The 14,904-nt window shown below is 57.0% G+C and carries 13 protein-coding genes; 9 read left to right on the top strand and 4 right to left on the bottom strand.

Annotated elements, in window-relative coordinates:
• The first annotated feature begins 15 nt into the window (after positions 1-15).
• Complete coding sequence (locus FGO67_RS07890) at positions 16-1,032, top strand: nucleoid-associated protein (protein ID WP_203300199.1); 1,017 nt, start codon at positions 16-18, stop codon at positions 1,030-1,032.
• 16 nt (positions 1,033-1,048) lie between these two features.
• Here the strand turns inward: FGO67_RS07890 and FGO67_RS07885 are convergent, their stop codons facing one another.
• The 3 genes from FGO67_RS07885 to trmH form a co-directional block, all read right to left on the bottom strand.
• A complete protein-coding gene (locus FGO67_RS07885; protein ID WP_203300198.1) occupies positions 1,049-1,645 on the bottom strand; it encodes a DUF2931 family protein in 597 nt (198 codons plus the stop codon).
• Positions 1,646-1,648: 3 nt separating this feature from the next.
• Positions 1,649-3,670: a phospholipase effector Tle1 domain-containing protein gene (locus tag FGO67_RS07880; RefSeq protein WP_203300197.1), complete on the bottom strand. Its 2,022-nt coding sequence runs from the start codon at positions 3,668-3,670 to the stop codon at positions 1,649-1,651.
• A 133-nt stretch (positions 3,671-3,803) separates the two neighbouring features.
• Complete coding sequence (gene trmH, locus FGO67_RS07875; RefSeq protein WP_203300196.1) at positions 3,804-4,514, bottom strand: tRNA (guanosine(18)-2'-O)-methyltransferase TrmH; 711 nt, start codon at positions 4,512-4,514, stop codon at positions 3,804-3,806.
• Positions 4,515-4,696: 182 nt separating this feature from the next.
• Between trmH and miaB the strand changes: the two genes are divergently transcribed.
• The 5 genes from miaB to lnt all read left to right on the top strand — a co-directional run bounded on the left by miaB (position 4,697) and on the right by lnt (position 9,972).
• Entirely contained in the window at positions 4,697-6,043 is a 1,347-nt protein-coding gene (miaB, locus tag FGO67_RS07870) for a tRNA (N6-isopentenyl adenosine(37)-C2)-methylthiotransferase MiaB (RefSeq protein ID WP_203300195.1), read from the top strand.
• 81 nt (positions 6,044-6,124) lie between these two features.
• Entirely contained in the window at positions 6,125-7,108 is a 984-nt protein-coding gene (locus FGO67_RS07865; RefSeq protein ID WP_041341031.1) for a PhoH family protein, read from the top strand.
• Entirely contained in the window at positions 7,105-7,578 is a 474-nt protein-coding gene (gene ybeY / locus FGO67_RS07860) for an rRNA maturation RNase YbeY (RefSeq protein ID WP_203300194.1), read from the top strand. Before FGO67_RS07865 ends, ybeY begins: the two co-directional genes overlap by 4 nt.
• A complete protein-coding gene (locus FGO67_RS07855) occupies positions 7,575-8,420 on the top strand; it encodes an HlyC/CorC family transporter (RefSeq protein WP_203300193.1) in 846 nt (281 codons plus the stop codon). The genes ybeY and FGO67_RS07855 overlap by 4 nt, the downstream gene beginning before the upstream one ends.
• Positions 8,421-8,430: 10 nt before the next feature.
• Positions 8,431-9,972 carry an apolipoprotein N-acyltransferase gene (gene lnt / locus FGO67_RS07850; protein WP_420844509.1) on the top strand — a complete coding sequence of 514 codons (1,542 nt, stop codon included), beginning with the start codon at positions 8,431-8,433 and terminating at the stop codon, positions 9,970-9,972.
• On the opposite strand, the gene FGO67_RS07845 is transcribed toward lnt, so the two are convergent.
• Positions 9,941-10,489, bottom strand: coding sequence for a zinc ribbon-containing protein (locus tag FGO67_RS07845; RefSeq protein WP_203300191.1), 549 nt, complete (start codon positions 10,487-10,489; stop codon positions 9,941-9,943). The genes lnt and FGO67_RS07845 overlap by 32 nt on opposite strands.
• A gap of 139 nt (positions 10,490-10,628) precedes the next feature.
• On the opposite strand from FGO67_RS07845, the gene leuS reads away from it, so the two are divergent.
• Genes leuS through holA form a run of 3 tightly spaced genes read left to right on the top strand, consistent with a single transcriptional unit; the run spans position 10,629 to position 14,810 of the window.
• Positions 10,629-13,214: a leucine--tRNA ligase gene (leuS, locus tag FGO67_RS07840; protein WP_203301146.1), complete on the top strand. Its 2,586-nt coding sequence runs from the start codon at positions 10,629-10,631 to the stop codon at positions 13,212-13,214.
• A 58-nt stretch (positions 13,215-13,272) separates the two neighbouring features.
• Positions 13,273-13,806 carry an LPS-assembly lipoprotein LptE gene (locus FGO67_RS07835; RefSeq protein WP_338039542.1) on the top strand — a complete coding sequence of 178 codons (534 nt, stop codon included), beginning with the start codon at positions 13,273-13,275 and terminating at the stop codon, positions 13,804-13,806.
• Entirely contained in the window at positions 13,803-14,810 is a 1,008-nt protein-coding gene (holA, locus tag FGO67_RS07830) for a DNA polymerase III subunit delta (protein ID WP_203300189.1), read from the top strand. Before FGO67_RS07835 ends, holA begins: the two co-directional genes overlap by 4 nt.
• Positions 14,811-14,904 lie beyond the last annotated feature (94 nt).

Below are 14,904 nucleotides of genomic sequence, written 5' to 3'. Positions count from 1 at the left end.
CATGAGAATTCCAGCATGGCTATCAGACACCTTCGCACCGCTTTTGCCAGTCAATACCAGCCCGGGCAACCGGCCCGCCTGCAGTCAGGAGAGGCACTTTCAGAGCCCGGCGGCGACTACGAGTCCCTTCACAAACAGATGAAACGGCTGTTCAATAGCAAGCCGGGCAAGAAGTACGGCCGCTTTTCTGACGAGATTGGCGAGTGCCCTTTCAGCAGCTGGCTGAAAGACTACCTGGAGGACAAACAGAGCTTTGGGTCCATGACCGACCGACTGTTTGGGCAATGGCAGGAATTGCTGACCGGTTGCCAAGAGGAATTCCAGGGCCATCTGATGATCGTGCACGAAGCACTGGCTGATTCAGAAGTGGTTTACCTGCTGATTCTGGAGAGTGACAGCGCCCTGCGTTTCGACGGCAACCAGACATTGGACGCCACAGACGTACTGAGCCTGTCACGCCTGAATCTCGCCGTGCGGATCGAGCTGGACGACTGGCGCAGCGATAACAGCGCCGAAAATTACCTGACCCTGGTACACGGCCGCGGTACCGGTGAACCCGGCGAGCTGTTTATCCGCCTGGCAGGCTTTACTAACCAAGTGGATGTCGAGAAAGAGACCGTGACCTTTCTGGACGCTGTCGAGGCGTTCGCGAAATCGTCCGAACCGGAAAAGGCCGGCGAGGTACGCAGCAAGGCTTACGAGTTCTGCAAGGAACAGCACGCACTGGGCGAGCCGGTGGAAATCGAGGCGCTTTCTGGCTATCTCGACGAGAGCGAACCACAGCGGTTCAAAGAGTTTGCCTCAAAGACCACCGAACTCCCGGAAAGCGGCGTTCTGCACCCGGACCACCGTAAGGTGAAAAAGCTGGTTCGCATCGCCGGCTCTGGCGGCGGCATGAGCGTTTCCTTCTCCTCTGATCTGGTCAACCAGGCCGTGTACTACGACCGCGACCAGGACGCCCTGACCATTACCCGCCTGCCCAAAGCACTTCGGGAGCAGTTGCAGCGGTATTTGGAGGCTCGGGAGGAATAAGGCTGCCAAGCCCGTATTACCATCCCTCCACGGGAATACCGTGTGTTTCTAGGTATTCCCGGTGCTCATCCCTGTAAGCCTTTATAAGCACTGAATATTCTTGAGTCTTATCTTTCATTTCGTTTCCTTGTAAACGAACCAATTCCAACTCATTACCTACCTGATTTTTTATCCAAACAACGATCTCACCACCTGGAGCGAGCCCAAGGGTCAAAACGTTTCTTGGCTTGTATTTCAGGCCCTTAGAAGTTGTAAAAGGAGCCGGCTCTCGCATCGCTTCGTGCCACTCAGGTTTAATTTCGATTAACTTTTGATAAACCTTTTCCTCGGCGAAAGAAACCCACTGGATGCCAATGTAGTTAGGAAAAGGCTCCATCCTTCCTCCTTTTCCAGTGGGACCTCCCTCTCCTTGCCAACAGCAACTAATATATCCGGGAGCTTGATGCCAATGCCGCACCCCTGATTTTTCTAGTTCGAGATATTGAACCCATGCGTGATAGTGCTTCGGTGCAGCAATCTGAAAATACCAGTTAACGGGTTCTTTCGAGGAGGCAGAGGCGCAACCAGACTGGAAAAACGCCGACAAAAAGACCAAACAAACAGAACGAAACATGCCTTACTCCAATGCCGAATTTGCGTGAACGTGTCTTTCTAATGCTTTTACCGGCCTCGACGGCATCAATGGTCGGAAGGGAATCTCTAACCTCAAAACTTCGTCCCAAAGCAGGAAATCCATTAAATTGAAATGATTAGAGTGATGAATATATCTCTGTTTCAGAAACCGCCCCTGCTCGACCGACAAACTTGGAACGTCCTTCCCGGCGCAAACCTGATCTCTTAAGTTTTCATGTATCTCCATCAAGTCTTCAGGCAGGAAATAGTCGCGGTCTGAGGGCATAGCCTCAAACGGAACCTCTTCCTCTAACGCCAAGGCGTGCATTAGTCTCAGAGGCACTCTCGAATATTCGCCCTTTATTAATCTCAACATTTGCAAGCGCAGCTCTACACGCCCATCTGGCACAGGGTGATCATCCCGAACCTGCTCAATGCTAAGCCTGAATTGCTCACCATTCCCCAGAGTAGAGCTGTGCCTTCCTATCCACCTCTCAGACTCAACCCTTTGCTTTATGGCTAACAAGTTATCCCATTCGCGGGTTTCCGTAGGCCATCTAGCCGCAGAGCCAGTAATGGTAAGCTTGGGATGAAGAAGTATTTTCTCGACCTGAACATCTGAATAACCTCCGCCAATATCCGAATGAGCGCCGGGCAATTCAATTTCTCTAAAATTAGATGCCAACTTTCCATCAGCATCCTTCAAACTATTAAGCGCAAAATTATTCCGTTTTTCGTCTTTCGCAGTGAGGTGGACAGCTTTACCGACGAACTGCGAGTTAAGGTGGATGTCGACAGGAGCATTACGATCATTACCAGCACTGAGGTCCATCTCCCTCCAATTGATGATTCCTGCGACGGTATCGAAAAGCCCTACAAACCGAACATCTACCGAGCCAGGCCACTCAAGACTGTTTGCCGACCAAGCCTTGCCGAGAAGCCCAGCCGCCCCCTTTCGAATCTCGTTCACTGCGTAGCGTGCCGCCGCCGCTCCACGACTAAACCCAAAGAAGTCGAGGGTAAGCTGTTCAATCACCCTACCTTTCGATCTCTGAGAAACTCTCTCAGCCATATCGAAAAACCCACGTTCCACCTGAGCCACGACTCCTGTTTTCCCTAAACCAGTCGCCATCCCTTCGAATGAATCAGCATCTCCCGTTTTCGTTCCTGCGCCCGGCACATATACCGAAAGAGACATTATTTTGTAGTTCAGTAAAGTCTCTTCATCTTCACGGTACAGGCGCCACAATTTAGCGACGTTGGTCGGCTCGTTTGCATAGCTCTCGCCCATCAATAGACGTAATTTTTCACGACATTCCTCGAGCTTTTCTGGGGATTCCTTAAGCGGCATGAGGCAATCCCTCTCCAGCCGCTGCTTGAATGCTTCGATATTTCCGACATTATTTAATGTTCCGTCGGTGAAGACACCAACAGCCACGCGCAAAGGCAAAGCCTTATCCTCCGACATGCCTGCTTTTCGTTTCGCCTCGGCGACAAATGGAACAAGCCCTGCCGCAGCACCCAATGGCAAAGACAGCTTGTGATCTCCAGGCCAAGCATTTTGCGGAGGGGGGCGTCGCTCCTCATCAGCGGCTGACCGTTGCCCTGCAGAGCCGCGAGCTGTATCCAGACCCAGCGATCCGAGTGTCACCCCATTCCTATTCAACGTATCTACTTCGTTCTCTAGCGATAGAAAAGGAGAGGAAGATGAAAGGCTCCACTTTCCAGTATTAGCAGTGGAAGATGGATCCGGCTTCCAGACTACGGGCGGGTCCAGAGGCGGTCCAGATATCAGAGAGTTACGGATCAAAACCAATTCACCGGACTCTAAAGACGACAACAATCGAGCGCTGATGAACTCGGGGCGGGCACCCGCCGAGAAACCGGGTACGTCGTAGGGGTCAAAACGCGGTAAGAACTCGAGGTTTCCCAAGAGAGCCCGCTTAACCAACCGGGCAGCAAGAATTGGTGATTCGACGAAAGGTAAGTCACTCGCTTTCAGGCGAGTACGGGGCTTGATATGCATGACAGTCCTTGTCGTTTGCAGGCGTGAGTTGCGGGCCTTCCTTGCCCGCCTTTCGTAGCCGCGATCTAGGCCGGCGGCAAATCAGAAACACTAGTTAATTTCGCGGCATCCAACAAGACGACTGAGTCTCGTTTCAATCAGCATGTTCCAAATGCGGATGCCGCAGCTTGCGAATCTCTTTCATCCAGCCAACCCCATCAATCAGCTCACCGGTGTCCGGGTCGATCGGCGGATAAGGCAGCTTGCGGTCGTCGCAGTAACGCTTCACCGTCGGTTGGCACCAACAGAACAGCAGGCGCTCGTATTCATCGTCCGGCAACCGACGGTAGTCGAAGAGCCCTGCCGCTTTACGCTGGCGCTGGGCTTCGGCGAGTATAATGGCGCAGGCGGCAGAAACGTTGAGGGATTCCACCATACCCATCATCGGAATCACGATGTGTTCGTCAGCCTGGTCCGCGGCGCCGGAGCTGACCCCGTCCACTTCGTTCCCGAGGATCAACGTACAGGGCACAGTGAAGTCCACGTCACGATAATCCACCGCCCGATCAGACAACTGGGCGGCATAGAGCTTGTGACCCTGCCCTTTCAGATCGGTAATGGCGGCATCCATGGTGCGATGGGTGTGCGTTGTCACCCAGTTGTAGCTGCCGCCAGCGGTTTTGCGGAAAGCGCGGAAACCTTCCCGTGGCCAGACTACATGCATATTGGCCAGACCAAAGGCATCGCAGGAGCGAAGAATGGCAGACAGATTGCGGGGCTTGTGTACCTGATCGGTCAGCACACGCAGGTCGGGCTGACGGGTATTCAGGGTTTGTTTGATTCGGGCAAGACGTTCGGGAGTCATTTGAATTCAGGTTCGACAACTTCGGAAGAGAAAAATAATACCACACGAAACTAGCGATAAGCCGAGACAATGGTGGTTGAAGAATGAGCACCCCGTTATAATGTCCAGTTCCTTTTTGATCGCGCCTGTTTTCTGTCGCCCGCAAGCTACGGCGCACCATCCATCAGAATACGTTGAGACCCATGGCCAAGAAGCTGTACATCAAAACCCACGGCTGCCAGATGAACGAATATGATTCATCGCGAATGGCAGACCTTCTGCGTACCGGCGAAACCGTCGAAATGACCGACACGCCCGAAAACGCCGATATCCTGCTGCTGAACACCTGCTCTATCCGTGAGAAGGCCCAGGAAAAAGTATTCCACCAGCTCGGCCGCTGGAAAGCCCTTAAGAACAGCAACCCGGATCTCATTATCGGTGTCGGCGGCTGCGTTGCCAGCCAGGAAGGCCAGGCCATCATTGACCGGGCACCTTATGTGGATATGGTATTCGGCCCGCAAACCCTGCACCGCCTGCCGGACATGATCACCGAAGTGCGCGCCAAAGGTAACGGCGTAGGCGTCGTCGACGTCAGCTTCCCGGAGATCGAGAAATTCGACAATCTCCCGGAGCCGGGCGCCGATGGCCCATCCGCCTTTGTTTCAATCATGGAAGGCTGCAGCAAATACTGCACCTTCTGCGTAGTGCCCTACACTCGCGGCGAGGAAGTCAGCCGTCCGGCCGACGACGTGATCGCCGAAGTGGCGCACCTGGCCTCCCAGGGCGTGCGCGAGGTGAACCTGCTGGGCCAGAATGTGAACGCCTACCGGGGCGAGACCCACGATGGCGACACCATGGACCTGGCGGAACTGATCACCCTGATTGCCACCATCGATGGCATCGACCGCATTCGTTACACCACCTCGCATCCGGTGGAATTCACCGATGCGATGATCGAGGTCTACGAGCAGGTTCCGGAACTGGTGAGCCACCTTCACCTGCCGGTGCAAAGCGGCTCCGACCGGGTGCTGGCAGCGATGAAGCGCGGCCACACAGCTCTGGAGTACAAGTCCAAGCTGCGCCGTCTGCGCAAGATTCGCCCGGACATCAGCTTCTCTTCCGATTTCATTATTGGATTCCCGGGGGAGACCGACAAGGACTTCGAGGACACCATGAAGCTGATCAATGACATCGGCTTTGATGTGTCCTTCAGCTTCATCTATAGCGCCCGTCCGGGCACGCCGGCATCCGATTTGCCGGATGACACCCCGATGGACGTCAAGAAACAGCGTCTGAGCATCCTGCAGCAACGGATCAACCAGCAGGCCATGGATATCAGTCGCAAAATGGTCGGCACGACTCAGCGCATTCTGGTCACTGGGTTGTCCAAGAAAGACCCAGGCGAGTTTGCCGGTCGTACTGAAAACAACCGCATCGTAAATTTCCGGCACGATAACCCGGAGGTGGTTGGTCACTTTGTTGATGTTGAAATTGTTGAAGCCTACCCCAACTCCCTTCGCGGCGTCCCTGCGAACGCGGAGCTTTATTGAAGCCGGGGTCAGGCACGCCAGCCAAGACACGAATGCCTTAAAAGCCCCGTACGCGGGGCTGTCACTGCACATGGAGCCTAATTGAACACCAACGATTCGAGACAGTTTGACCTGCACCCGGTGGATCAGCGCCGGCTGGCCTCTCTCTGCGGCCAGTTTGACGAGAACCTCAAACACATCGAGCGCCGACTACAGGTGAAAGTTGGCCGGCGCGGCCACCACTTTCGCGTGGAAGGCGAGACCGATCACGTAGCCGCAGCGGTAGAGGTTATCCGCCATCTTTATCGGGAAACCGAGGCCACCGATGACATCTCGCCAGATACCGTTCACCTCTTCATTCGTGAGACAGGCTACGAGCGCCTGCCCGAAGACGTGCCCTACGACGGCGCCGTAACGGTCATCAAGACGCCCAAGCTCCAGGCCAAGCCGCGCGGGGCGAACCAGCAAAAGTACGTGCACAGCATTCGCAGCCACGACATCAATTTTGGCATTGGTCCTGCCGGCACCGGCAAGACCTGGCTCGCCGTCGCCTGTGCCGTTGAGGCACTGAAAGACGAGCAGGTGAAGCGGATTCTGCTGGTGCGCCCTGCCGTGGAAGCCGGTGAAAAACTGGGATTCTTGCCAGGCGATCTGGCCCAGAAGGTCGATCCGTATCTGCGCCCGCTGTACGACGCACTCTATGAAATGCTGGGCTTTGACCAGGTGACGCGGCTGATCGAGAAAAGCGTGATCGAAATTGCGCCGCTGGCGTTCATGCGGGGGCGCACCCTGAACAACTCCTTCATCATTCTCGATGAGAGCCAGAACACCACCCGCGAACAGATGAAAATGTTCCTGACCCGTATCGGTTTCGGCTCAACCGCAGTCATCACTGGCGACACTACCCAGGTGGATCTGCCACGCGGTCAGAACTCGGGCCTGATTCACGCCGCCGGCGTGCTCGGCAAGGTATCCGGTATTGGCTTTACCCGTTTCGAAGCCAAGGACGTGGTCCGCCACCCGTTGGTTCAGCGTATTGTGGAGGCCTACGATTCGTTCGATGACGGAGGCGGAAGCCAGTCGTGAGCGAACTAACGGTCGATATCCAGAACGTGTTCGAGGGCAGCAGCGTACCCGCCGATGCCCAGCTCCAGGGCTGGGCACAAAGCGCCTGGCTGGGTGAGGATCCGTCCGAGGTGACGGTGCGTATCGTAGACACGTCGGAGAGCCAGACCCTGAACAACGAGTTCCGCGGCAAGGACAAACCGACCAATGTGTTGTCCTTCCCATTTGAAGCGCCAGCCGGTATAACGGTGCCATTGGCCGGAGATCTGGTAATTTGCGCTCCGGTTGTCGAACGCGAGGCCGCTGAGCAACACAAGGCGCCAGCGGCCCACTGGGCGCACATGGTGGTTCACGGTATGCTGCATCTTCAGGGCTACGATCACGTGGATGACAGTGATGCCGAGGTCATGGAAGCCCTTGAGATTCGGTTGCTCGCGCAACTTGGATTTGGCAACCCTTACGAAGCAGAGGAAACGGAACAAGACTCATGAGCGACGATCAGTCGAGTCGCAGTCAGGGCGGAAAGTCCTGGCTGGAACGAATATCCCAGGCCTTGGTAGGTGGCCCTCAGTCCATCGAAGAGGTTCTGGAGCTTCTACGAGAGGCCGAGTCAGAAAATATCATCGATGTCGATGCGATGAGCATCATCGAAGGCGCCATGCAGGTGATCGACATGCGTGTGGAGGAAATCATGATCCCGCGCTCCCAGATGGTCACGGTCAAAGCCTCGCAAGAACCCAAAGAGTTCCTCGGCGAAATCATTTCCTCCGCTCACAGCCGCTTCCCCGTCATTGGTGACAGCCAGGACGACGTCATCGGTGTTCTGCTCGCCAAGGACCTGCTGCCGCTAGCTCTGGACAACGAACTGAACTGGTCGAAAATTCGTGAAATCCTGCGCCCACCGACCTTTGTTCCGGAAAGCAAGCGTTTGAACCAGCTGCTGAAGGAGTTCAAGGAGAACCGCAACCACATGGCCATTGTGGTGGACGAGTACGGTGGAACCGCCGGACTGATCACCATTGAAGACGTGCTTGAGCAGATCGTCGGCGAAATCGAAGACGAACACGATTTTGACGAGGAAACGCACATCAAGGCCCGCGGTGACGGTACCTACGCGGTCAAAGCAGTCACTCCTGTCGATGATTTCAACGAGTTCTTTGAAACAGAGCTGGACGAGGAAGAGTTCGACACGATCGGTGGTCTTGTACTCAAGGAGTTTGGACATCTGCCCAGACGCGGTGAAACGGTTGCATTCGGTGGCTTGCGCTTTACTATTGCCAACGCCGATAACCGAGTCATCCGTCTGCTGCAGGTAACCCGAAGTGAGCAGTGAAGCTACCGAAATCCGGGGTCTGAGTACCCCGCTCTCCGCCAGTCGCTGGCTGGGCATCGTCACCCTGATTGCGGCCGGCGCTCTCCAGACACTGACCTTCTCACCGTTTGAATTCTGGTGGTTGGGCCCAGTTTCGGTCCTGCTGATTCTACTAGTAACGGTGCCCATGGCGGCGGACCGGCTGTTCAAGGCCGGCTGGTTCACCGGCCTCGGCCTGTTCGGCAGTGGTGCCAGTTGGGTTTATATCAGCATCAGCCAGTACGGCAACACCTCCATTCCCGTTTCCGTCCTGCTCACCGTCATATTCGTCGCCGGCCTGGCCCTGTTCCATGGTCTAGCCTTCTGGTTCTGGGGCAAGCTTGCCAAGGACAGCCAGATCCGCCGGCTGATTCTGTTCCCGGCTATCTGGATTCTCGGCGACTGGCTTCGGGGCTGGCTGCTCACCGGCTTCCCGTGGTTGTATCTGGGCACCGCGCATACCGATGGCCCCCTGGCGGGACTTGCGCCTGTGGTCGGTGTCCATGGCCTGACTTTCTGGATTACGGTGACCGGCGCCGCGCTCTACGCTGCCTGGTGGCTGGTGACGCACCTGCGGCACGTTGCCGCGGCGGTCACGCTGCTGTGCGCACTCATACCCTGGGTAGTAGCCCCTGCGATCAATCAGGTCGCCTGGACCGAAGTCGACTCCGAGCCGACCAGCTTTGTGGCCATGCAGGGCAATATCCCCCAGCAGATCAAATGGGATCCGGACTTCCTGAAAGACCAGATCGTGACCTATCTGGGGATGACAGAGCCGCACTGGGACGCCGATCTGATCCTGTGGCCGGAAACCGCCATCCCGATTCCACAGGATAAGGCCGGCAAGATCATTGAACACATCGATCAGGAGCTCGGCGATAACAGTACACTGATCACCGGCATCCCCTGGTACGGCTTCAGCGACCGTATCGAGGACTTCACGTTCCACAATAGCATCATGGCCATCGGCAACGGTGAAGGGATTTACCACAAGCAGAAACTGGTGCCTTTTGGCGAGTACGTTCCCCTACAGGGACTGTTGCGCGGATTGATCGGGTTCTTTGATCTGCCCATGAGCAGCTTCAGCCGCGGCCCAGACTATCAGGGCCCGCTCCAGGCTAATGGCATGCGGATCATGCCGTTCATTTGTTACGAGGTGGCCTACCCCGACTTCGTTGCCTTCAACAGTCGCAACGCGGATCTGCTGCTGACCATCAGCAACGATGGCTGGTTCGGTGATTCCATTGGCCCATTGCAGCACTTACAAATCGCCCGCATGCGGGCACTGGAAACCGGTCGCTACATGCTGCGCGGCACCAACAATGGTGTCACCGCGATCATCAATAACCGGGGCCAGATTACCGAGACCATTCCCCAGTTTGAAAAGGCCACTCTACGAGGTGAGGTGTACACGGCAACAGGCAGCACCCCCTACATGCAGACCGGCTCCTGGCCGGTGCTGACTCTGGCGGTCATCCTGGTAGTGTTCGTGCGGGAGCGGATTATTCCTCCCGTCTCGGCCAGCGGCTCGTAACCCGTTCGTAGTAGTGGGAACCGCAGGCGTCGCAGGGTTCCAGATGACTGGTGGCGGTCAGGCAGCGCATGTGGCTGCAATTCAAGCAGCGGAACATACCAGCGGTTGCCACTTCGCCGGAGATGTAGTGGCCGGCATCGTCATTTTCCAGTTTCTGGTTGAGCTCCAGGGTATCCACCCGGGTCCGGTCGGCCACAGATAGCAGCCGGTCGGCCAACTGGTGTTCCAATAGTGAGATATCCAGCTGCAGCCATTCGGTCAACCCCTCACCGGTTTCGTCCACGAAGTGCATCAGGTGAGCTAAATCGCGCTCGAGATAAGCGCCCAGCAAATCCGCCTCCTCCCGGGTCATTTCCTCCAGCTCGTACTCGAACTGGATCGCGTTCTTTATTTCTTTATCCAACGTTTCGAGCGATGTCTCCTGCGCCAGTTTCAACCGGCCCTGCACCCGTTCCAGCATCCGGTCGTATGCCTCTAGCGCCTTACCGGAAAGGTGGCTTCGTTCTGGTTCAGTCATATTGGCTCTCCCTTCAATATTGTTCAGTCTGGCACAGGATCCGAATTTTGGCAGACTACCTGTCAGGTCCTCTGTGCGTTAGAATGTCCGGCCGCTCCGAACATCATTTTGATACAGGGTAACTTTGGTAATGGCAGCAATGGACGAGCAATACAATCCACGCAATGTAGAACAGAATGCCCGCACCTTCTGGGAGGAGAACAAGACCTTCGAAGTGAAGGAAGAACCGGGCAAACCCAAGTACTACTGCCTGTCCATGTTCCCCTACCCCAGCGGCAAGCTGCACATGGGCCACGTTCGCAACTACACCATTGGCGACGTGATTTCCCGCTACCAGCGTATGCAGGGCAACAATGTCATGCAGCCCATGGGTTGGGACGCGTTCGGTCTGCCGGCAGAAAACGCCGCCATTGCCAACAAGACCGCCCCTGCAAAATGGACCCATTCCAACATTGATTACATGAAGAACCAGCTCAAGCAGCTGGGCTTCGGTTATGACTGGAACCGGGAACTGGCCACCTGCAAGCCTGATTACTACCGCTGGGAACAGTGGTTCTTTGCCCGCCTGTACGAGAAGGGCCTGGTGTACAAGAAAATGTCCACCGTCAACTGGGACCCGATCGACCAGACTGTTCTGGCCAATGAACAGGTGGTCGATGGCCGGGGCTGGCGCTCCGGCGCCCTGGTCGAACAGAAGAAGATCCCCCAGTGGTTCATCCGCATTACCGATTACGCCGAGGAATTGCTGAACGATCTGGACCAGCTGGAAGACTGGCCGGAACAGGTCAAGACCATGCAGCGCAACTGGATCGGTAAATCCGTGGGTACCGAACTGACCTTCCCGCTGAAAGACGGCGACGACGGTCTGACGGTCTACACCACTCGCCCGGACACCCTGATGGGCGTCAGCTACATGGCCGTGGCTGCCGAACATCCGTTGGCCAAGGCCGCCGCAGAGCGCCACCGCGATGTCGCCGAGTTTGTTGATGAATGCCGAAACAGCAAGGTGGCCGAAGCGGAACTGGCCACCATGGAAAAGAAAGGCATTGATACTGGCTTCAAGGCCATCCATCCGCTGACCCAGGAGGAGATCCCGGTCTGGATTGCCAACTTTGTGCTGACCGATTATGGCACCGGCGCCCTGATGGCCGTTCCCGGTCACGATGAGCGCGACCACGAGTTTGCCCTCAAGTACCGCCTGCCGATCAAACAGGTTATCGCAGCCAGTGATGGTCGCGAACTCGATGTTCAGGAAGAGGCCTTCACCGAAAAAGGAACCCTGGTTTCGTCTGGCAAGTACAGCGGCCTGACCAGTGACGAAGCCTTTGACGAGATTGCTGATCATCTGGAAGCACAGGGCATTGGCAAACGCACGGTCAACTATCGCCTGCGGGATTGGGGCGTATCACGCCAGCGCTATTGGGGCGCACCCATCCCCATGATGACTCTGGAAGATGGCACCGAGCGTCCGGTCCCCGACGACCAGCTGCCGGTGCGCCTGCCGGAAGACGTTGAGATGGATGGCGTTCAGTCACCGATCAAGGCCGACCCTGAGTGGGCCAAGACCAGTTTTGAAGGCCAGCCGGCCACCCTGGAAACCGATACCTTCGATACCTTCATGGAGTCGTCGTGGTATTACGCGCGGTTCTGCAGCCCCAACTACGACAAGGGCATGCTGGATCCGGCCGCAGCCAACTACTGGCTGCCGGTTGACCAGTACATTGGCGGCATCGAGCACGCTATCCTGCACCTGCTGTACGCCCGCTTCTTCCACAAGATGCTGCGCGACGTTGGCCTGGTGAACAGCTCCGAGCCGTTCAACCGCCTGCTTTGCCAGGGCATGGTGCTGGCGGAAACTTACTTCCGCACCGACGACACCGGCAAGACCACCTGGATCGCGCCTGCCGATGTAACCGTGGAGCGTGACAGCAAGGGCCAGGTCATCCGGGCCATCCATAAACAAGATGGCGCACCTGTAGAAATCGGTGGCGTCACCAAGATGTCCAAGTCCAAGAACAACGGCATTGATCCCCAGGCCATCATTGATGAGCACGGCGCCGATACCGTTCGCCTGTTCATGATGTTTGCCGCGCCGCCAGAGCAGTCTCTGGAGTGGTCTGACAGCGGCGTTGAAGGGGCCCACCGGTTCCTCAAGCGACTGTGGCGGATGGTGAATGAACACACCGCTGAAGGTCCTTCACCGACACTGAACGCGTCCGAGCTGAACGACGCCCAGAAAGACCTGCGGCGCAAGACTCACGAAACCATTGCCAAGGTCAGTGACGACGTCAGTCGCCGCCTGACTTTCAACACCGCCATTGCCGCCGTCATGGAGCTCCTCAATGAGGCCAGCAAGCTGTCCGACAGCGAACCCCAGAGCCGCGCTGTACGCCAGGAAGCGCTGAACACAGCGGTACTGGTGCTGTCACCAATTGTCCCCCATATCTGCCACTCACTGTGGCAGTCGCTGGGGCACGAAGAGCCGGTGGTCGATGCCAAGTGGCCGGTGGCCGACAAGGACGCCATGGTTCGTAGCCAGATCCAGGTTGTGCTGCAGGTCAATGGCAAAGTCCGCGCAAAACAGGACGTCCCTGCCGACATTGGCAAAGCCGACCTGGAAAAGCTGGCGCTGGAAAACGAAAACGTTATGCGGTTTACCGAGGGCGCTACGATACGCAAGGTAATCGTGGTTCCAGGCAAACTGGTGAACGTGGTGGCCAACTGATATGCCACTTCGCTCGGCACCCTTTTCGGCCTTACCCGCGGTCATAACGGCTCTCGTCGTGACCACGATAGCCGGTTGCGGCTTCCAGTTGCGCGGTGCGCCGCCGGTATCGGCGGCGCTGCAGCCCCTTAAGATTGAGTGCGCGCGCGGCGTTCCGGAGTTGCTGTGCGAGTCCGTTCGCGACCAGCTGGAATTGGGCGATGTGGAACTGAGCGAAGCCGACAACGCCGCCTACGTCATGAAACTCAGTGACTTCCAGCAGGACCGCCGAGCCTCGGCGATTACGGTCCAGGCTGCCGCCGCCGAATACACCCTGCGCAACTCGGTCAGCCTGGAGCTGATCAGCAGCGATCAGGTGCCGATCATTGGCGACACCCGCCTGACCTCCAGTGAAAGCTACCGCTATGATGAAACCAACGTGCTGGCCAAACAGCGCGAGGAAGAAGAGCTGCAGACGCAGCTCAGCAACCGTTTGGCCCAGCAAATCATTTTCCGGTTGGCACCACTGACCCAGGCCCGCATTGACAGCATCCGGGATCAACACCAATCGGATTCCGGCGAACTGCCGGATAACGACGCGCCAGCGCCATGAAAACGCAACCGGGTCAGCTTCCCCAACTGCTGAAAAAAGGCCTGTCGCCGGTCTACCTCATCTCCGGCGATGAACCCTTGCTGGTGCAGGAATGCTGTGACCAGGTGCGCAAGGCGGCGCTGGATGCCGGATTTGTCGACCGGCTGACCTTCCACGCCGACAATCAGCTGGATTGGAACGCCGTGGCCGACGAGTTCAGCGCCATGTCGCTGTTTGCCGAACGCCGGCGCATCGAGATCCATCTGCCTACCGGCAAGCTGGGGGACGGACGGGCAGTGCTGGAACGAGTGCTGCAGGAGCCCCCGGAAGACATCATCCTCTTACTGATCAGTGCCCGCCTGGATGCGGCGGAAACGCGCCGGAAGTGGTACAAGGAACTGCAGAATAAAGGCGTTCATGTGCCGGTCTGGCCAGTGGACGCGGACAAGTTTCTCGGCTGGCTGCAGCAACGCGCCTCAAACCGGGGCCTGAGTCTGACCCGGGGCGCCCTGGCCATCCTGGGAGAGCGCCTGGAGGGCAACCTGCTTGCCGCCAGCCAGGAGCTTGATCGCCTATCGCTGCTCAGTGGCACAGACACCATCGACGAAGAGACGGTAGAGCAAGCCGTTCAGGACAGCTCCCGGTTCAATGGTTTTGAGCTGGTAACGGAATTGCTCGCCGGCCGAGCCCCCCACGCTGGAAAAATGATAGGCGTACTGCAGCAGGAGGGAGAAAATCCTCTCGGGCTGCTGGCGGTGCTTACCCGCGACCTCAACCTGATCCTTGAACTCCGAGGCGCAGCCAGCCAAGGTGAAAATCCCAGCGCCTTTCTGAAAAAACGGGGCGTGTTTCAGCCCCAGCGTGCCCGGGTAATCGAACAGGCCTCGCGGCGTCTTTCCCGCCCCCAACTTCATCAGGCTATTGAGATCTGCAGCCAGATTGATCGCGCCGCCAAAGGCTTCGATAGCCTGACACCATGGCACTATCTGCGGGATCTTTCGCTACTGCTGTCAGCTCGATCCTGACCTGGATCAAGCCCTCTCCACTCTCATGCCTGCTCGCCGTCACGTCGCTTGACAGTAAAACGCTGGTCGGCGCATCTTAAACAGAGCCCGCACT

The organism is Marinobacter sediminum (assembly GCF_016820575.1).
Lineage (GTDB): Bacteria > Pseudomonadota > Gammaproteobacteria > Pseudomonadales > Oleiphilaceae > Marinobacter > Marinobacter sediminum.
Note: the sequence above shows the minus strand (reverse complement) of the source record. Positions and strands in the feature narration are given on the sequence as shown.